General features: G+C 42.3%; 15 protein-coding genes. 5 read left to right on the forward strand and 10 right to left on the reverse strand.

Annotated elements, in window-relative coordinates:
- Window positions 1–83 precede the first annotated feature (83 nt).
- Window positions 84–1,358 (reverse strand): saccharopine dehydrogenase family protein, encoded by a 1,275-nt coding sequence (locus ES754_RS03540; protein WP_147222107.1) that lies wholly within the window; start codon window positions 1,356–1,358, stop codon window positions 84–86.
- A 263-nt stretch (window positions 1,359–1,621) separates the two neighbouring features.
- A complete protein-coding gene (locus tag ES754_RS03545; protein WP_147222109.1) occupies window positions 1,622–2,872 on the reverse strand; it encodes a carboxynorspermidine decarboxylase in 1,251 nt (416 codons plus the stop codon).
- Between the two features lie 133 nt (window positions 2,873–3,005).
- On the opposite strand from ES754_RS03545, the gene ES754_RS03550 reads away from it, so the two are divergent.
- On the forward strand, window positions 3,006–3,635 hold the full coding sequence (locus tag ES754_RS03550; RefSeq protein WP_147222111.1) for a DUF924 family protein: 630 nt from the start codon (window positions 3,006–3,008) through the stop codon (window positions 3,633–3,635).
- Window positions 3,636–3,698: 63 nt separating this feature from the next.
- Here ES754_RS03550 and ES754_RS03555 read toward each other — a convergent pair whose 3' ends face one another.
- From ES754_RS03555 to lpxB, 3 genes are all read right to left on the reverse strand, one after another.
- The gene (locus ES754_RS03555) at window positions 3,699–4,958 is read right to left on the reverse strand and encodes a CAP domain-containing protein (protein ID WP_147222113.1); all 1,260 of its coding nucleotides are present in this window, start codon (window positions 4,956–4,958) and stop codon (window positions 3,699–3,701) included.
- 66 nt (window positions 4,959–5,024) lie between these two features.
- Window positions 5,025–5,915, reverse strand: coding sequence for a ribonuclease HII (locus ES754_RS03560; protein ID WP_147223256.1), 891 nt, complete (start codon window positions 5,913–5,915; stop codon window positions 5,025–5,027).
- 75 nt (window positions 5,916–5,990) lie between these two features.
- Entirely contained in the window at window positions 5,991–7,259 is a 1,269-nt protein-coding gene (gene lpxB, locus ES754_RS03565) for a lipid-A-disaccharide synthase (protein ID WP_147223257.1), read from the reverse strand.
- 511 nt (window positions 7,260–7,770) lie between these two features.
- On the opposite strand from lpxB, the gene ES754_RS03570 reads away from it, so the two are divergent.
- Window positions 7,771–8,853 carry a 3-deoxy-7-phosphoheptulonate synthase gene (locus tag ES754_RS03570; protein ID WP_147222115.1) on the forward strand — a complete coding sequence of 361 codons (1,083 nt, stop codon included), beginning with the start codon at window positions 7,771–7,773 and terminating at the stop codon, window positions 8,851–8,853.
- 184 nt (window positions 8,854–9,037) lie between these two features.
- On the opposite strand, the gene pepN is transcribed toward ES754_RS03570, so the two are convergent.
- Window positions 9,038–11,680: an aminopeptidase N gene (pepN, locus tag ES754_RS03575; RefSeq protein ID WP_147222117.1), complete on the reverse strand. Its 2,643-nt coding sequence runs from the start codon at window positions 11,678–11,680 to the stop codon at window positions 9,038–9,040.
- 442 nt (window positions 11,681–12,122) lie between these two features.
- Between pepN and pal the strand changes: the two genes are divergently transcribed.
- Both pal and ES754_RS03585 read left to right on the forward strand, forming a co-directional pair.
- Window positions 12,123–12,674, forward strand: a complete 552-nt coding sequence (gene pal, locus ES754_RS03580; RefSeq protein ID WP_147222119.1) for a peptidoglycan-associated lipoprotein Pal — start codon at window positions 12,123–12,125, stop codon at window positions 12,672–12,674.
- A 169-nt stretch (window positions 12,675–12,843) separates the two neighbouring features.
- Entirely contained in the window at window positions 12,844–13,608 is a 765-nt protein-coding gene (locus tag ES754_RS03585) for a 4'-phosphopantetheinyl transferase family protein (RefSeq protein WP_147222121.1), read from the forward strand.
- 119 nt (window positions 13,609–13,727) lie between these two features.
- On the opposite strand, the gene ES754_RS03590 is transcribed toward ES754_RS03585, so the two are convergent.
- Window positions 13,728–14,633, reverse strand: coding sequence for a hypothetical protein (locus tag ES754_RS03590; protein WP_147222123.1), 906 nt, complete (start codon window positions 14,631–14,633; stop codon window positions 13,728–13,730).
- A gap of 671 nt (window positions 14,634–15,304) precedes the next feature.
- Here ES754_RS03590 and ES754_RS03595 point away from each other — a divergent pair.
- Complete coding sequence (locus tag ES754_RS03595; protein ID WP_147222125.1) at window positions 15,305–16,063, forward strand: IclR family transcriptional regulator; 759 nt, start codon at window positions 15,305–15,307, stop codon at window positions 16,061–16,063.
- A 77-nt stretch (window positions 16,064–16,140) separates the two neighbouring features.
- Here the strand turns inward: ES754_RS03595 and ES754_RS03600 are convergent, their stop codons facing one another.
- From ES754_RS03600 to ES754_RS03610, 3 genes are all read right to left on the reverse strand, one after another.
- Entirely contained in the window at window positions 16,141–17,421 is a 1,281-nt protein-coding gene (locus ES754_RS03600) for an enoyl-CoA hydratase/isomerase family protein (RefSeq protein WP_227677713.1), read from the reverse strand.
- Window positions 17,422–17,609: 188 nt separating this feature from the next.
- Complete coding sequence (locus ES754_RS03605; RefSeq protein WP_147222127.1) at window positions 17,610–19,280, reverse strand: fatty acid--CoA ligase; 1,671 nt, start codon at window positions 19,278–19,280, stop codon at window positions 17,610–17,612.
- Window positions 19,281–19,507: 227 nt separating this feature from the next.
- Window positions 19,508–20,653 (reverse strand): MFS transporter, encoded by a 1,146-nt coding sequence (locus ES754_RS03610; RefSeq protein WP_147223261.1) that lies wholly within the window; start codon window positions 20,651–20,653, stop codon window positions 19,508–19,510.
- Window positions 20,654–20,700 lie beyond the last annotated feature (47 nt).

The following is a 20,700-nucleotide window of genomic DNA, read 5'->3' on the forward strand; positions in this document are numbered from 1 at the left end:
AATGCATCATTAAAAAAGCACCTTATCGAGTTATCACTCAATAGGGTGCTTTTTATTTAAAAATAAATATTCAACAAAATACTTTAGATATCAAACTCTAACACTCTGTCACCATCCGCATCTTTAATACGAGTCGGTAAGCCAATCTCGTTTAATAGATTGATAAACGGCTTGGCATCGAGCTCTTCTACGTTGACCATCTTGCCTGCATCCCACTCACCCGTGGCGATAAGCATGGCAGCAGCAACCGGTGGTACGCCTGCGGTATAAGAGATACCTTGGCTACCCATGGCCGCAAAAGCTTCTTTATGGTCAGAGATATTATAGATAAATACCTCGCTATCAACGCCATCTTTTTTGCCTTTAACTTTATCGCCAATACAAGTTTTACCCGTATAGTTTGGCGCAAGCGAGCTTGGATCAGGCAGTACTGCTTTAACTACTTTTAGCGGAATAACTTCTAAGCCTTCAGCGGTTATTACTGGTTGCTCAGATAATAGACCTAGGCTTTGGAGCACGGTAAAGACGTTGATGTAATGCTCACCAAAACCCATCCAAAAACGGATATTTGGCACGTCTAAATTGGCAGATAACGAATGAATTTCGTCATGACCACTTAGGTAGCTGTTTTGTACGCCAACCACTGGCAAGTCATCAGTACGCTTTACTTCAAACATTTTATTCGACTGCCACTTACTGTCTTGCCATGAATAAACCGTACCCGTGAATTCACGGAAGTTAATCTCAGGGTCGAAGTTAGTGGCAAAGTATTTGCCATGGCTGCCAGCATTAATATCAATGATATCAATATCCGTGACCGAGCCTTTATCCATCATGTCATAGCCAAGTCTGGCATAGGCATTAACCATTCCGGGATCGAAGCCTGCGCCTAAAATAGCGGTGATGTTGTTATCGGCACAGCGTTGTTTACGTTTCCATTCATAGTTGTCATACCATGGCGGCGTCTCACAAATCTTGCGCGGATCTTCATGAATGGCGGTATCAATATAAGCAACACCAGTTTCAATACACGCTTCTAGTACGCTCATGTTAAGGAAGGGTGAGCCCACATTAATGACGATTTGGATGCCCGTTTTTTTAATCAAGGCAATCACTGCTGGAATATCAAGCGCGTCAAGCTCATGCGTATGTAAGGTTGCTGGCTGCTTAAAGCTGCCTTTTTCGATGACGCTTTGGGCGATAGCATCACATTTATCCAAGGTACGTGAAGCGATATGAAGCTCGCCAAGCACGTCATTATGCATCGCACATTTATGCGCGACAACTTGTGCCACGCCGCCAGCACCGATAATGAGTACATCTTTTTTAGCTTGTTTGGTATTTGGAGTTGGTTTCAAGGCAACAATCCTCCTTTGTGTCCCTGTCAGTGCCATTAATAATGGCTATGCAAAACAGAAACGAGTGAATGATATGCGTGAATTAAAAAGGAAGACCGAGGAAAACCCACGCACCCGATGGACAAAACGATTGATTTTGCCCGTGACGATTATAACAATTTTCATGACCTTTTCGGTAATAATTATTTTTGGTAATTATTACCGAAAAGGTCATCATATCTGTTTATTACGTCCATCAAATGATACTTATAGCAATCGCTATGTTAAGACAGGCTCGCCTTATATTCTTGGTAATCAAACTCACGCTGAATATCAATCGTACCATCAAGGCGACGAATAACAATTGCGGGCATATTAACCCCATTAAACCAGTTCTTTTTGACCATGGTATAACCGGCTGCATTACCAAAAGTAACCGTATCGCCTATCTGTAAATTGCGTGGCAAAGTGTATTCACCAAAGATATCACCCGCTAAACAAGAGCGACCGTAGATAATGGTGTTGTCCGCTGATTCAACATTTTCCGCTATTGGTGCACTATTAGCAGTATCATTATTCAGCGCCGTATCAAGAGGCGCAATATTAAGGAGTTCACCATTAACAGCTGCTATCGGCGCTGACTCACGATAAATCAGTAAGTCGAGCATATGCGCTTCGATAGATGAGTCGACCACGACTAGGTTTTTCTCGTTGTGCATGATATCTAACACGGTGGTGACTAACGTGCCCGCGCCATGAATACTCGCCTCACCCGGCTCAAGATAAACTTGTACGCCATATTTTTCACTAAAGGTTTTTAGGCGCTCGGCTAATTTTTCCAGTGGATAATCAGGGGCGATAAAGTGAATGCCACCGCCTAAGCTGACCCACTCGAGCTGCTGTAAGATATCACCAAACCGCACTTCGATATCAGCCAAGCTTGCGCTAAAAGCCTCAAAACTGTCGTTTTCACAATTATTATGAATCATCACCCCAGTGATATCATCAAGTACCGCTGCAATACGTGCTTTATCATACTCACCTAAGCGACTAAACGGACGGGCAGGATCAGCAATAATAAAGGATGAGTTACTGGTTTTTGGATTGAGACGTAAGCCGACTGGAATATTTTGCGCATGGGCTTGGTCTTTAAAAGCGCTGAGTTGCGAGAACGAGTTAAAGATGATTTTATCGGCATATTTAAGCACTTCTGGAATCTCATCTGCGCTATATGCCACGCTATAGCCATGCGTTTCTTTTTTATTGTCACTGCTTTTACCTTTGTTAAAAGTCTCAGACCCCAAACGCACTTCATTGAGTGAAGATGAGGTCGTACCATGCAAATAAGGTGCCATTGCATCAAACACGCCCCACGTTGCAAAGCATTTCAACGCTAATAAAGCCTTAGCACCGGACAATTCACATAGACGCGCGATAATCTGCATATTGGCAACGATTAACGCCTCATCAAGCAAGTAATAAGGGGTTGGCACGTTTATGGGTTGTGTTGGTTGTGAAGTAGCTGATGAGTTCATAATTGGTCGCCTAATAGCGTTTAATAGCAGGGGATGTTTGTGAGTAATAACCGTTAATAATAATTAATAACTTTGTGACGGGTCGTCATATTTTCGTTATAGTAGACTAAACCCGTAATAATTAGAATAGCTTATGAGCACTACTAGCGATTATTCCACCTTTCTCAATCAGCGTGACTTTGATCTACTGTACCCTGATGCCCGTGCAGTATTAGACTTTTGGTTTAATAAAGATAACGAACCATACTGGTTTGTAGAAGATGAGAAGTTTGATCAACAGATTGCCGATAAGTTTGGCAAAATATGGCAGGCAGTATGTCAAGGAGAGCGTGCGCATTGGCGGCGTGCTGAAGATAATAAAAACACCGCTATGGCGGATCTAGCCGGACGACTAGCAGAGATTATTGTATTAGATCAGTTTTCGCGTAATTTAGGTCGCAGGCAAGCAGCCGCTTTTGCTCAAGATGGTATGGCTCTGGTGCTGGCACAAGAAGCCATTCTTCAGGCTGGCTTTGATAACTTACCCATGCAATGGCGGCAGTTTATGATTATGCCGTTAATGCATTCTGAATCAATTGTTATTCATAATCATTATTTGCCATTATTTGAGCAGTTAGACGATGCTGAAACCTTAGATTTTGCCTATGGCCATCAAGCTATTATTGAACAGTTTGGACGTTATCCGCATCGTAATGAGGCACTAAGTCGAACTTCAACTGCTGCAGAAGTAGAGTTTTTACAGCAGCCAGATTCATCGTTTTAGAGGTTTTAAATAGGAGCCTGTAAATAACAGCTGTGAACTAACACCCTTTTAATCAAAAGCTTGCTAGTTCACATTACCCGTAGTAAAGGTGAATTGCTTTTTCTCTAATATTTTGCCGTCGACTAAAACCTCAAAGCTGACTCTATAAGCACTATTACCATAAAGTCCGCAGTTTTTACCTTGTCTACGACCACTCTCGCAGCTTTTGAAGCGATCCGTGAGCGGTAAAATAAAGGCTTCATTTTTGAGCAACTCATAAGCAGTGTTTTTATGCGGGTCGTCACGATAGTCTAACAAGTCAGTCGGCACCTCTATATCACGCTGAATGTCATAAAACTTAATATTGCTGACGCTGATGCTATTAGCTGTCGGCATGCTGATATAAATAGGCTGCCCGATAGGATTTGTACTCAAGTTGCGATTAGTACCTTCGACCGGATTTGGCGACTCATTATATAATGCAGTATTGGTATCTGTCACCCCATCGCAAGGATAGGTAAATATTCCTTTAAAACTGATGTTTTCGGTCTCGTGGCTCGTGGCTGAATTATTGACCAATACATAGCTCTGATAAGTGTCTACATCTTTGCCATACGGGGTATAAGCCACTACGCTAGTGCCAGTTTTGGCTAGACTGGGTATCATTAATGAGCTTAGGTGATACGGCGCGGCTAATAATGACTTAACCATGCCTTCTGCCGCAAGCTCCGGGGAGACCACCTTACCTACCGAATTGTAATAAGTGGTATGCGAGATATTTTCAACGACACTATAGTTCCGAGGGTATTTAGCAGCCAGCAGACGCTCTTTCATGCTTATACCAGTAAAAAACGGGTTATTGGTTCCTGTCCATTCTTTAATATTTGTAATCCCATTTTCATGATGTACATTAAATAGCGTTGGTGCTGATTTGGCCAATACATGTTGGATATAGTGTGCATGTTGATTGGCAATTTTAGTCAGCTCGTCATTTTGCGTGACTGCCGCTAGTCCACACTGACTGCGCTCACGGCTAATTAATTGAGAGCCTGCCAGCCCCGCTGATTCATAACTTTTATTCTCAACCGTATTAATATTTATTTCGATATCAGCTTCAGGTACTGATGGCTTAATAACTGGGCTTGTTGACTCAACCGCCACCTCTAATGATGCAGGTGTTACGCTTGCTTGCTCATCAGGTTGAACCGTATCAGCAGCCGTTGAATTATTCGACCCACTTTCTGCATTATTCTTGAAGATACCCTCACAAGCATTCAAAAATACCGATGAAAAAAGCATCATAGGTATTAAGGTAAGGCTATTTGTCAACCTATTGAATGTCATCGCTTATCCTATAAGATAATAAGGCTTAGCTGAAAATAGCTAATGATAACTCTATAAGAGATGAAACTATTTATTCTCAAGTGCCTGTCTGACCGGACTAAAGCTACGGCGATGCTCAGGTAACACGCCATAATCATTAATAGCCTGCATATGCGCCTTGGTTGGGTAACCTTTATGCTGGGCAATGCCGTACTCTGGATGCTGAGTATGCAGCTGATACATAGTTTGGTCGCGACTGACTTTCGCTAAGATACTGGCAGCGGCAATACTGGTATGACGCGCGTCACCTTTTACCCACGCTTGGCAGTCGATAGCTGAAGCCGCTATACCTATCTTTGCAAGCTTGGCATAATCCAGCTCTGGACAACGATTGCCATCAAATAGCAACTCAGCAAACAATATGTCAGACTTTCGCCCATACGACGAATTATCTGCAATAGCGTTGATATGACTTACTATTGCAACCAGCAACTCTTCGGTACATAAGCGCATACCCAGCATGGTCGCTTGTAGGATATTGACCTGATCAATCACCGCTGCCGGAATCTCAGCTATGATATATCCCAAAGCATACTGCTGAACCAATGGATAAAGGGTATCGCGCTTCTTTTCACTTAACTGTTTGGAGTCGGTTAAGAGCGACAGCTCAGTATCTTGTAGCGGCTTATCTTCAATCAGACCTGACCACATTTTTGGCAATATTGCAGCAGCGACATTAACGCTACCTAATAATGGTCCACGCCCTGCCTCATCGACTCCAATTTGTAGTAGTAAGTGTTCAGAGCTGGCATTTATATTGAATGGATAATCAATCAATAGCTTAGTTATATTAAGCTGACCACTCAAATGAATCGGTGCAGCCAAACTAATATACTGACCTTTAACCTCAATATTTTCTATATCGATACTGAGGTTAATGTTGCTAGCGGCGATATCTTTGTTTACACAGCTTTCCATACTCATAACTTTCCATAACCATAATCATCGACAAAGCTTTGAATGTTTTATTTTTTTGATACTTATTAGCGCTATCTAACGATAGTTTTGCGCGTACCATTGTTCAATCACACTATAAGCAGGATTATGATTGCTTTGTTGTTGTAGAGCTTTCTTAGTCTTACTCAGCGCTGTTAGTTGTTCATTATAGGCACGCGGTTGCAACAGTTTAGTCACTGTACGACAAATATTATCGCCATTGGCTTGTTCTTGAATCAGTTCAGTCACAATTGCCTTGCCAGCTAAGATGTTAGGCAGCGCCACATAAGAGACTTTTACCAAGCGTTTCGCGATTTGATACGTCAATTCGTTAAGCTGATAAATCACTACCATCGGGCGCTCAAGCAGCATGGCCTCAAGGGTTGCAGTACCCGACGCTAAGATAATAATATCTGATGCTGCCATTGCTTGTTGACTAAACGCCAGCTGGCTTTCATCATAAACCACGGCAATAGCTGCCCGCAGTGTTTCTGAGCGTTTATCAATCACTGCTTGGACAATATATTGATGATTGTGATCAACTGTTGGAACAATAAAACATAGCTTAGAGTCGAGCAATAATAGCTTTTCGATACCGTCAAGCATCAAAGGCAAAATAGCGGTGATCTCACCACGTCTTGACCCTGGCATCACACAGATAAGCTGACTTACCTCCTCAAAACGTTCCCTAAAAAACTGCTGTAAACCGTCATTATGCCAGACCAATTCACTACGTAATTGCTGAGTTGGCGTCTCTAACAACTCTTGATTGATAGTGCGTAACAGTGGATGGCCGACACATATTGCTGGATGGCCATAACGCTCATAGACCGCAAGCTCAAAGGGAAACAAGCACAGCACTAAGTTAGTAGCGGCTTTAATTCCATGAATACGAGATTCCCGCCACGCCCAAATTGACGGACTGACATATTGCACGCAAAATACGCCTTGGGGCTTCAGTTTTTTGGCAACGCGCAAATTAAAATCAGGCGCATCAATACCAACGAACCAATCAATGTCAACAGTTTTAAAAGCCGCCAATAGCTCACGGCGCGCTTTCAGTAAATCTGGTAATTGTGCCAACACTTCTACTAAACCCATCACTGCCAAGCGCGATAATGAAAAAATGATTTGCAATCCTTGCGCCGCCATTTTTATACCGCCCACACCCACCCAAATGATATCGTCGCGTAGATTATTCATCTGCTGCATAAAGTCAGCACCCAAACTATCGCCAGACACCTCGCCGGCAACAATACCTATCACTAACGGCGAGCTAGATGATTTGTTAGGCAACTTGCTAGGCATTTTGAACGATTTTGCCATTTCAGTATTTGTCTCTGTTGAGTGGGTAGAAGAGGTGCTCGTTAAGTTATTGCGTTTAAAAGACGTCTCAGGCTTGGGCGGCGTAGCAGAATCTATCATAACGAGCTCTCGATATTGACAAGGCATAACGGACAACGCAAAAGTATAGTACGAACCGCTATTTATAAGTCGCCATCATACGTGACACGGGTAAAAATAGCCAAATGATAGCATTATACCTCGATCAATTATTACTTAACCCAGCTAACTTTAAATGCTATTCTCAAAGTACTAACCTGCTTAGCTTTAATTATTAAACAGTGCCGCTATCAATTACTCTTAATTAGCTTAAATTTAAGCTAAAAACAGCAGTGAAAAATTCTATTGAATATCTAGATAACAGGTAAGTATAACAAAATATTGGTTTCTACATTCCACTTATCAGTCAATTAACTACCCGACCACCCTTGTCAACTGTAGCTTTTCAACGCATAATGAAACTCCCTATAAATTAGCTAGACGACATATAACTATGACCACACCAGCTACTCATAATGCAGATATTGATGACGTGAATATTGAACAATTCATCCCCTTAATTACTCCAGCTGAGCTAAAATCTGAGCTGCCATTGACAGAGCCGGCCTATAAAACCGTCTTAAAAGGTCGCCATACTATCCAAGATATCTTAGATGGTACCGACAAGCGCTTATTTGTGGTCATTGGTCCTTGCTCGATTCATGATATTAAGGCCGCGCATGAGTATGCGGACCGCTTAGCCGTGTTAGCAAAAGAGATTGAAGATACTATATTTGTGGTCATGCGCGTCTATTTTGAAAAGCCACGTACCACCGTCGGCTGGAAAGGCATGATTAATGACCCTGATATGAATGATAGTTTTGATATTCAAAAAGGTTTGCGTACTGCACGTAAGCTGCTAATTGACTTGAATGAAAAAGGCTTGCCGTGTGCCACCGAAGCACTCGATCCGAACACGCCGCAGTACATGCAAGACTTAATCAGCTGGTCAGCGATTGGTGCGCGTACCACCGAAAGCCAGACCCATCGTGAGATGAGCTCAGGTTTATCTTGTCCCGTCGGCTTTAAAAATGGGACTGATGGCGGCATGACTGTTGCTGTCAACGCTATGCAAGCGGTAAAAGCTGGCCATAGCTTCTTAGGTCTATCAGCAGATGGTAAAGTCTGTATCATCAAGTCAAAAGGTAACCCTTACGCCCACGTAGTATTGCGCGGTGGTAATGGCAAACCTAACTATGATGAAACGGCCGTTGAGCAAGTTGAAAATGCGCTAGCCGAAGGTAAAACCAGCGGCAAGATTATGATTGACTCCAGCCATGCCAACTCAGGTAAAGACCCTTACTTGCAACCGATGGTGATTAACAACGTCGCTGAACAAATCCAAAACGGCAATAAATCAATTATCGGCATGATGATTGAGAGCCATCTAAAAGGCGGCAGTCAGAAACTGACCGCTGACTTAGACGCTCTAGAATACGGCGTATCTATCACTGATGGTTGCCTCGATTGGGACAGCACGGTTACAGCACTACATAGCTTACGTGATATGGTAAAAGACATTCTACCTACTCGTTAATCACCAATTTCGTTAGTGAGCTATTTTTCTTAGCCAGCTAGATATGGTTTTATTGAAAGCTAGACATAAAAAAGCCCACCTATAAATAGGTGGGCTCTTTTATGCTTTAGAAGTTAATATTTTACAAACTTGACTGGCTTAAAAACCCTAATGCTTAGAGTATTAGTAAGCCCCGTTGTAAATACTACTCTCCCATCGCACCCAATACACTAGCCAAGCTCTCAAGCACATGCTTAGAGGATACTTGCTGCTGCAAGGCATTAAGATGGTCTTGCGCCATGTGGCGACGCGGTTCAACCAGCGTATACCAACGCGCCAGTACTTGCAGCAAGCGTGAGGCTAATACTGGATTGGCCTCATCCATTTTTTTAATCACACTAGTATAGATATCTAAGCCCTCTGGCGTCCAAAGTACGGTAGGCTGGGCAGTAAAGGCACTAATAACTGAACGGATGCGGTTGGGCGTATTCCAATCAAAGTCATCACGTTCAAGTAACGTTTGGATATCATCGGTAGTCACATGCTCAGCGGATGCTTGCACACTAAACCATAAATCAATCACTAACTCATCGTCTTGAAAACGCTGATAGAAATCTGCCAGATAATCATCACTTCCTGTCACTTGATAATTGACCATCGCTTTTAGCGCACCAAAACGTTCAGTCATACAGCTGGCGTTATCATATTGCTGCTGCGCCCATTTACCTGCCTCGCTAATGCCAGCAGTCAAGGCCATATCTAACACAACATTACGCAATGCACGCTTGCCAAGCGCTTCTGGGCTATCTGAATACACCTCTAACGGTAACTGATTATAGAGAATCGTCCACTGATCTTTTAGTGATTCAGCAACTTGACTATATAAGCGGTCACGCTGCTGTTTAATCAATACTGGATCATAGTTTTGATGAATAGCCGATGCCAACTCTTGCGCGGATGGAATATCTAATAAACGCGCTGCTAACATGGGATCAGTAACCGCCAAAGTTGGCAGCGTTTTTGCCAAAGCTTGCAAATAAACTTTGGAATCATTACTTTGTAGCAAAATGCGATTGACCAGCATTTGCGTCACTTGCCAGCGGTTAAAGCCGTTGGTTTCATGAGTCAATAAAAATGCCAAATCTTCATCTTGGTAATCGTAATTCAGCTGTACCGGTGCACTAAAGTCACGTAGCAATGACACTACCGGCTCGCTGCTAACATTATCAAAGCTAAAGGTTTGCTGTGCTTGATCTAACATCAACATACGCTCAGCGATAATCGTACCCGTTGCCTTATCAAACAAGGCAGTTGCTACTGGAATAGGCAAAGGTATTGGCGCATCAAAGCCTGCAACGTGACGGGTCTGTTGACTCAAAGTAATGGTCAAAGTCTGAGTCGCACTATCATAATGCTGATGACCCGATAGTATTGGCGTACCCGGCTGGCGATACCAAGCAATGAATTCTTCAATCTTACTGTCAGTGATACTCAATGCCGATAAGAAATCTTCAACGGTGACTGCCTGACCATCGTAACGACGGAAATATTCGTCCGTCCCTCTACGGAAATTATCTGGCCCTAAGGTATTGGCGAGCATGCGTACAATTTCTGCGCCTTTCTCATAGATAGTCGTGGTATAAAAGTTGTTAATCTCAACAAAGCTTTCAGGGCGAACGGGATGGGCAAGTGGCCCAGCATCTTCAGCAAACTGATGCGCACGCAAGGTCGCCACATCATCAATACGCTGCACGGCGCTGGATTGCTGATCGGCAGAAAAGGATTGATCACGGAATACAGTCAAACCTTCTTTTAGGCACAGTTGAAACCAATCGCGGCAAGTAATACGGTTACCTGTCCAGTTATGAAAGTATTCATGGGCAATGACGGCTTTGACATTAAAGCTGCGCGCATCAGTGGTGGTTTCTGGGCTGGATAATACGCAAGCGGTATTAAAGATATTAAGGCCTTTGTTCTCCATCGCACCCATATTAAATTGACTGACCGCCACTATCATATAACGATCTAAATCATAGGCGCGGCCGTAATTAACCTCATCCCACACCATCGAATCTTTCAAAGCTTGCATACCAACGTGACATTTATCGATATCAGTTGACTTAGCAAATACTTCAAGCGTGACCTCACGCCCTTCACTAGTAGTATGATAATCGGTGAGCACATCTAAATCAGCAGCCACACAGGCAAATAGATAGCTGGGCTTATTCGTGGGGTCATGCCAAATCGCATAGTGACGGTCTGGTGCATCCGTAACGTCGCCCTCTTCAACTAAGTTACCGTTAGACAATAGTGTTGGATAGCGCTTATCCGCTTCCAAACGCGTGGTAAATATGGCGAGTACATCAGGACGATCTGGATAAAAGGTAATCTTACGAAAGCCCTCAGGCTCACATTGAGTGACAAACATAGTATCACTGCCGCTACCCGCCATATATAAACCTTCAAGCGCAGTATTGGTTTGCGGATGGATACGTACTTGCAGCTCCAAAGTTAAAGTATCAGGCGCATCACTAATGATCAGCTTGCCATCAGCTTGCTTGTAACGCTCAGTAGCAAGCGTCTCACCATCAAGCGTGATAGCCATCAACTCAACATCTTCACCATTTAATACTAAATCACCTGCTGCCTGACGCTGCATTACTAACTTGCTATCAACCAAGGCATAACCGGCAAACAGTTTAATATCTAAATCAACCGTTTCCACATCAAAGCTTGGCTTCTTATAGTCTTTTAAATTGATCTTACTGTTAATTTCACTAGGTTCATGCAGCGGTACATCTGCCATCTCAGGATTAATTATTTGGGTATTATTCTCAGCGGTAGACATAAAGTCTCCTATTGTTAATTATGAATATGGTATAAAACCAGCAAAAATGGGCAGTAAACTAAGTATTATAAAATGCGTCTAACAGTATATTTTTAAGTGAATTTAGCCTTATAACTACATTGGTGTCAGTGGAGAAATTTCAAGAGTAGAGTATTGCTGAGACTAAGTGTAATTATAAATTTTAGATAGACATAACCGTTTGCATAGTTATTTGTCTATAACTATAGAAGGTTACTAAAAGTCACTTTATTCCTTACCTAAATACCAGCAATCAACTAAGGGCGTTAAATGTATATTGTAATCATTAGAAAATTTTGGCATCATTTACAGTAGTGCTATTTACATAACGTAACATTAACACTACTATGGGCAGCAATTGCCTAACGTTTACTATAAGCAGTTTCAAAAATAACGAATTTGATCAAAAATTTAGGAGCTCATCATGTCAATTAATGTCGCTTTATCCAGCACTTCAACGAACAACCGTTTTGTCAAAATCGCTTTACTTGCTGTGTTGTCAAGTGCTGTAGCACTAACCACAGGTTGTGCAACCAAACGTGCGACCTCTGAAGTGGTTGTTGCCCCTTTAGGTATCCCAAGTGGCCAAATTGGTTATACGGGCGCTGTTGGCTTTCAAAACACCAGTGATATCATTGCTGCCGCTAATAACTTACAAGCTGTCGTGTACTTTGATTTTGACAGCAGTGATATTAGTTCGCAGTCAGCCAGCGTCCTAAGCCAGCACGCAAGCCTATTAAGCTCTAACCCAGCAGCAGGTGTTGTGATTGCAGGTCATACCGATGAGCGCGGTAGCCGTGAATATAATATAGCACTAGGCGAGCGCCGTGCGCAGGCTGTCAGTGGTTATCTTGCTTCTCAAGGCGCGTCAACCAATAACCTCCAAGTTATCAGCTATGGTGAAGAACGTCCTGTCGCTGCCGGTGCTAATGAAGAAGCATATAGCCAAAACCGCCGTGCTGAATTGTCTTACTAACTGCTACTGTTAGTTATTCATAATGACTGTTTAAGTGACATTCATTCATTTAAAATTAAGTGACTTAGCATACGAAAAGCCTAGTAATATTGATATTACTAGGCTTTTTTGCTTAGGTTCAGATTAATAAAACCTTCAGTTATCTGCGGATTTTCAACATAGATTACTTATGCCAACCTTATATCTACAAGACATTTGCTATACCCAACTTGATTCCATAACATGGTGTGCTACTGCTAAACTTATTCGGCCAATACCGACCTCTATATGGTCAGACTTATTTAAACCCTTAGCACCTTTTGACCTACTTCTTAATTATATGCCGTTTAATTCTAAAACTTTATTGTGGCAAATTAATAACCCTAAAAACCAGCTATCAACACCCCAAATCGCTCATAACAGACGGCAACAGCAGCGTAAAGGGGTTCGTCTCTTACTGCATAGCCTTATTACTAAACTTAATATCAATGACACATTGAATGAATCACAATTTCCTTATCGCTTGATGAATAGTGGCTATTACGTATGCTTTAGTCATTCAGGAATGGATGGTTTAGGAAGCGGTCAGTCAAATGATAAGGTTGCTGTCGCTATCAGTTACCGCCGTACCATTGGTATAGATATCGAAACCCAGAATATCGCTTGGACTGTAGCACAGCGTTTTTATCATCCTGCTGAAATTGATTTTTTAGTTAAGCTACCTATAGAACAACGGCTTGTTATTGTTAAATGGTTATGGCAAATTAAAGAAAGCTTTATTAAAATTTATCACTACAAACTCGCGCAAGGTTTAGGTATGAATTATATGGCCATTATTCCTGACCTTATGGCTGGCTTAAATAAGGATTGCACTACAAACTTTCTTATCAATGATAATAAATCTGATTATCAAATTGTAATTCTCTCTTCCCAGCAGATGCTTGTCATTTTTTAAGGCAATTATCAGTAAGTAAAACTGCTCTGTATAGAAATAAAAAAAACGACCCGAAGGTCGTTTCTTTTGCTTAACTTAACTTACTATTTACAGTACTTACAAAGTACGATAGATAGCAATTAGAAGCGGTAAGTTGCACCAAGTTTAACAATTGGTAACCACTCTAACCAGCTTTTGTCTTCTAGATCTTTTTCAGCTTGACGAGCAGCTTTGTTTGCTGCTGCGATATTAGTAGCATCGCCATCAATACCGCCTACACGTTTGATAGTTGCATCTACTTTACCCATATATGCAGCACCAACTTCACCAAACACACCAAAGTTATTAGTGATATTAGGACGGAAGCCAAGAGTAGCATAAGGAGCTAACTTGTTACGATGCTCAATATACCCTTCTAAGTTACCAACACCATCAGCACCAAAATCATCATCTAGACGGTTAGATTCGGCTTTGCCAGTGTAGAACTTTTGGCCATCGATACTGTAGAAACCTTTACCGTCAGCATTAGCACGAACGTCGATATCGTTATCAGGTACGATAATACCAGCACCCATAGTGAACCAGTTGCCTGCAGGACGTAATTGTACACCCATGTACGGGTTGCTAAAATCAGTGTCGACGTCATAGTTAATGCCTTTAGCATCAAAGTCACCACCGAAAAGATCAGCTACATCACCACCTGCCCAACCGGCTTGTAGTTCAGTTTTTTCATTAAGTCCCCAACCGATATTAGCACCATAACCCAGCGTACCAACTTCAGCGCTGATAGCTGCTGGATGAGTTACTGTGTTAAAGAAAGTCTTAGTACCACCAAATACAGCACCAGTGGTGTTACGGATAACACCAGCGTCTTGGTTGTACTGATAAGCAGGCGCAGCAGTATAAGCCACTGGCGCAACTTCATAAGCAACTGGTTGGACTTCGTAAACGTCTGCATCGTTAACAACGATAACAGGATCAGCTGCTAAAGCTGCGCTTGATGCCAAAACAGCGGCAGAGATAGCCGTTAATTTAATAAGTTTCATATTTACTCTCCTAAGGTATAAGACAACTGCCCACAAAAAAAGATTGTCTAGCCTTTATTTTAAACAATCATTTTGTTGAGCAGATTAAAACAATTTTAGCTCAAAAAGTCACCCCTAAAGTTGACCTTTTTATTTGCCATTGTGTAAAGATTGCATAGATGTTGTAATAATAGCCACATTAAACCATACAACACAGCTTTAATGTTACACAATACTCCTAAAGTAACTTAATAACAACTTAATGATAGAAAGCTTTATAATTAGAATGACATATTATTAAGAGTTATGAGATTAGGCTGGCTGTAGATACAAATCTTAAGTAAATTTAGTAATAGAAATTGTGTTTTGAGAAATAACAGTACAAAGTATGTGACTATGATGTCGTAATTTCTAAGCGAACTCAATAACAGTTTTATAAGTTATTACTACAGATTGTTGTCATGCGTTAGATAATGTATCTATAGTTACTACTTTCTGTGTCTGAGTTACTGTACTCAATATTTTATGTTCGTCCAACTATTATCGTCCAACTAATAATAGCCACCTGCTACAAAGTGCTTATAGTCTACTCAAATGGTACATTGTGCTATCATTTAGCAATTTTACTACTCATTAATCTTTATTTTTTATTGCCACCCCCTCCCTTCTTTCTTCATTGCCGAGCGTTGTCTATGCCTAAAGTCTCATCAATAACCCGTGTCTTAGAGATTGTTGAAGCGGTGTCCTATGCACCCAAACCTATCTCGCCGCTTGAGTTATCGCAAGCGCTTAATATTCCCAAACCAACTATCCATCGTTTGATTCAAAACCTGGTCGATGAAGGTTTTATCGCGGTTGATATTGGTGGTGGTATTATCCCTGGTAAAAGGGTGCGCAATTTGAGTGTTGAGCTCTGGCAACAACGGCATTTTTTTAATGAACGCCAAGTGGTATTACAAAGACTGGTGGATGATATTAAAGAGTCTTGCGGTATCGCTATTCCTTATCAGATGAATATGACATATACCAATCGCGTGCAGACTACGCTACCGCTACAGATTTATCTGCCAGTGGGCGCCAAGTCGCCAATGTGGTGTACAGGTACTGGTAAGCTTTATCTGAGTCAATTATCGAAGGCCAGTCGCCGCAAAATGCTGCATAGCTTGGCGCTCAGTAAATTCACTAAAAATACCATTGTGGATATTGAGCTGCTAAACGCTGAGCTTGATCGTCTTGCCAAGCTAGGCATTGGTATCGATAACGAGGAATTTATCTCGGAAATGGTAACCGTGGCGGTGCCGATACTAGATAAAAAGTCACGTTATCTGGCTTCCCTTTATGTGCATGGCCCCACAATTCGAGTATCTTTAGAAGAGCTATTAACTCACGTACCACGTCTGCAAGCCGCGGCACTTGATATTCAAGAATTGGTTTATGAGCTACAAAACTAATTGTATTTCTTCTTTAAAACTGGATATATTATCTCAAGTCGAAAGCGTCGTTTTTATTAACTTAATACGCTTAGTTATTAGTAAACGTTATTGATTATTAAGCTTTGAGCAGTAGTCGTGAACCAGTTATCAAGAGGGTGCTCGCCAGCAGGGTACGGACTAACAAGATGTTGAGTAATATATTCGCGCCCCTCTAGTGTTAAACAGTCGGCTAATGTACGCGACCATTGCGGATTTCTGTCCTTATCTATCAGTAAGGCACGAACCCCTTCCCTAAAGTCTAGATTGGCTGCGCAGTTTACGGCTACATTGGTCTCTAAATATAGAATCTGCTCTAATGATAGCGTCGCAACTTTGTTATATAGCGCATAAGTTAATGCTGCAGTAACTGGACAACCGTGGCGATAAGTAGCGATTGCCCGCTGAGTCCAGCTGTCGTTGGCAAAGTCAGCATCAAGCTGCGCTAACTCTGAATCATCACGTAACACTCGGTCAATATCAGCCAAACCACCCTTATTCAACAAGCGTTGAATAGGTTGCCAATATAAGGCCAGCTTACTGATAGGTAAGTGCGCTACTGGCTGCGCGGCTAGTGCACGACTGGTAACACTATGTGCGCTAGCAGAATTGCTGCTATTAATACTACTGTTGGTATTAGCAATATCAGCTGCCTTCCAATCACTTTGGCGCAAACGCTGCAAAATAGCCTCATAATCATTACTGGCTACCGCATATTCTGCCAAATTCACCAAAAGGGCATCATTAGCATTACAGTGTACACCAGTAAGTCCTAAGAATAGACCCATCTTGGCAGGCATACGCTGCAAAAACCAGCTACCAGAGGCGTCAGGAAACAAGCCAATACTAATCTCAGGCATCGCAAAACGTGTGCGCTCAGTGACCAGACGATGACTACACGCAGCCATTAGACCCATACCACCGCCCATAATAATACCGTCACCCCATAGTATTAATGGCTTAGGATAATAATGCATCTTGCGGTATAGACGATACTCGTCACTAAAGAACTCGGTAGCATAAGGGTTAGGAGTTGCTGCTGTATCGGTCATACTATTATAAAGCTTGCGGATATCACCGCCTGCACAAAACGCTTTATCGCCAGCACCTTTTAGCAATATCGCCACTACTTTTGTGTCCACTTGCCAGCGCTCAAGCTGCGTCGATAATAGCTGACACATCTCAACGCTGAGGGCATTTAGAGACTTTGGCGCATTCAAAGTCATAATACCAATGAGATGACCACAATCTGTAACTTCGGTATTAAACAGAACTGGCGCATCTTGTAAGACAGGCATAACAGCTAAAGTGTGGTTTTTATTATTGCTATCATTTATCATTATAAAAATCCAATATGAGTTAAAAAACTGCTATTTATACAAGGCTAGGTTTATATGAAATAAAACATAAAAACCGACTCATTCATGAATCGGTTTTTAGTTTGCTCAAACAGGTAGCACAGTCGGTATTAAATTATTTCATAGACAACCAAACTTTAATAGTGTTATGAATAAAAAAACATTGTTATTTATACTTCAATTTGAGTGCCATACATCTCACGCATCACCTTTTTATCATGTTTACCAACTGAGGTTTTTGGCAGCTCATCAACGAACTTAAACTCACTCGGTACACCATATTTAGGAATCATACCTTTACTAACGGCTTGCTCAGCGATGGCTTTAATATCTTCCGCTTTGGTATCTTGGCAATCAGGCTTGAGCACCACTAAGGCTAACGGACGCTCGCCCCACTGCTTATCAGGTACACCAATCACCGACACATCAGCGACTGCTGGATGTAAGGACAAGATGGTCTCAATCTCTAGTGACGATATCCATTCGCCACCCGATTTGATCACATCTTTTAGGCGATCCGTAATCTTTATAGTGCCATCAGGTTGCATATAAGCGATATCTTGGGTGTGCATATAGCCGTGTGCCCATAGCTCCTTGCCGGCATCGTCATTTTTCAAGTAGCTTTGGGTCAACCACGGCGCGCGTAATACCAGCTCGCCCGTATTGTCTTTACCGATACCTACTGATTTATTATCCGTACTCCAAATCTGTGCATCGACCATCAATACTGGTTTACCAGTCATACAGCGACGATTGATGTCTTCCTCTTCTGTCATTTCTGGCTCATTAATACTAAAGTCAGTTAAGCTAATAAGTGGCGCAGTCTCTGACATACCATAGCCAGTATAGACTTCAATATCTTGGGACAATGCCGCTTTTGCTAAGCCCTCAGTTAACCTAGAGCCACCAATAATCATTTTTAGCCCGTTAAAGCTGGCCTTACGCTCTTGCGCCTCTTTAAGGACCATTTGTAAAATCGTTGGTACGCAATGAGTAATACTGACCTTTTCATTGATAATTAAATCAAGCAAAGTATCGGGTGCATAGCGACCCGGATATACTTGCTTAAGACCTATCATCGTTGCAGTAAACGGAAAGCCCCACGCATGCACATGGAACATTGGCGTCATCGGCATATAGACATCACCGTAGCTGACGCCTTGCTTATTCGGCAACATACCGAGTGACGCCGCTTCTGCCAAGCTGTGTAATACCAGCTGGCGATGGCTAAAAAACACGCCTTTTGGATCGCCCGTCGTTCCTGAGGTATAAAAAGTGGTAGCAATCGTATTTTCGTCAAAGTCTGGGAAATCAAAGCGATCATCGGCAGCTTCTAACAACGCCTCATACTCACCCACTACGCGGCTTTGATTACTGCCAAATACACCTTCAACCGTCATGCCATTATCATCAAGCCAGATAATATGCTCGATACTAGAATTTTCAAACTGATAATCTTTTACCAGCGCAGCAAATTCTGAATTGAGCAGCAGCACTTTTGGCTTGGCATGATTAATCGTATAAAGCACCTTGTCCGGTGACAGACGTACATTAACGGTTTGCAAAACATACTGTGACATTGGTACCGCAAAATAGGACTCTAAATAACGATGGCTATCCCAATCCATAACTGCTACTACGTCTCCTGCAGCAAGATTAAGGCCTGCTAAAACATTGGCTAAGCGATTGATACGAGCAAATAAATCGGTGTAAGTGAAACGTTTTTTATCAGCATAAATGATTTCTTGGTCTAAAGAGACCGTCTTAGCTCGATTTAATAATTGTTTAATAAGTAGTGGAAACTCATAAGCGGACGGCGCACTAGGGTAAGCATTTGACATAGTTTTAACTTCCTTGTTTATCATGAAAAGGTATAAGCAAATAATGACTTTTAAAATAGTTTAATTATGTATTGCCATACCAATGAAGATACCTATTAATAGTAAGAACAAATCAGCGCTATGTAAAGCATACGCACGTAAGTTCGGTAATACGAGGCGCTCAAGCACGAGGGTTTTACTTGTCACTATTTTGTGTTAGATAAGGTATTTATAAGCCAAGTTAGCTATTAAGCAGCACGGGCTTTGGTTTTTACCATTCCAACAGTAGCAACAATCAAGGCCAACACTTGGACAAATAATAATAGCCATACGGTCATCGCCCATTCACCGCGTGCATAGGCCAGCCCGCATAGCCATGCGCCAATCGTACCGCCAGCATAATATCCCATATAATATAAACCAGAGGCCAATGAGCGGCCTTTTTTAACATTGACCGCGATATAGCTGATGGTGGCCGCTTGGGTAATAAAGACGCCTGATGACATAATCGCAAGACCGACAACAATGCCCCATAGTGGTGTCACTTGGGTTAATAGTACCCCAACCATTGATGTTATTACCGCAACTCGAACCGTTCGCGCGGCCCCAAACCGGCGTAATAACTTCGTGGATAAAGGCGTAATCACTACCCCAATGAGATACACGGCAAAGATATTGGCAAGCTGTCCGGTGCTCAGCTCGTAAGGGGCTTTGGCAAGATGCAAATTAATAAAAGTAAAGCAGCCAACTAACGAGAATAGGACACAGGCGCCGAGCAGACAAGCCGTCACCACATAACGATTGGTTAAATGCTCACCAAGCGTTTGTATCGCTGAACGAAAATTCGGATTGGCCTCAAAATGACGAGACGATGGTAGCATCTTGCCAACCCACAATGCCCCTATCAAGGTCATCGCTGCCATCACATAATAACCCTGCCGCCAGCCAATAAATTCATGCAAATGTCCAAGTAAAAAGCGCCCCATAAAGCCACCAAGCACCGAGCCTGATACATAAAACGACATGAGTTCAGTGAGATCGCGACCTTCGAACTCCTCACCAATATAAGCAATCGTCACCACCGTAATACCAGGCACCGATAAGCCTTGCATAAACCGCCAAAACCCCATCCAGCCGATGGTGGGGCTTTGAGCGATTAACGCCGTTGGTATTGCTAAGAATAGTAATGCACCAACAATAAAGGATTTGCGCCCAACGGCGTCAGAGAGCATCCCTAAAAACGGTGACATAATCGCAATCGCCATCACCGTCGCCCCAACAATCATCCCTGCTTGCACTTCGGTCGCAGCAAAATCCATCATCAACACTGGCAACACTGCTTGTATGGAATACACTTGCAAAAATGCAAACACGCCAATTAAAGTAATCGTCAGCTTTAAAGCCAATGACGGTGAATTATGTCGCGGCGATAAAGGCGGTA

The organism is Psychrobacter frigidicola (assembly GCF_007997305.1).
Taxonomy (GTDB): Bacteria; Pseudomonadota; Gammaproteobacteria; order Pseudomonadales; family Moraxellaceae; genus Psychrobacter; species Psychrobacter frigidicola.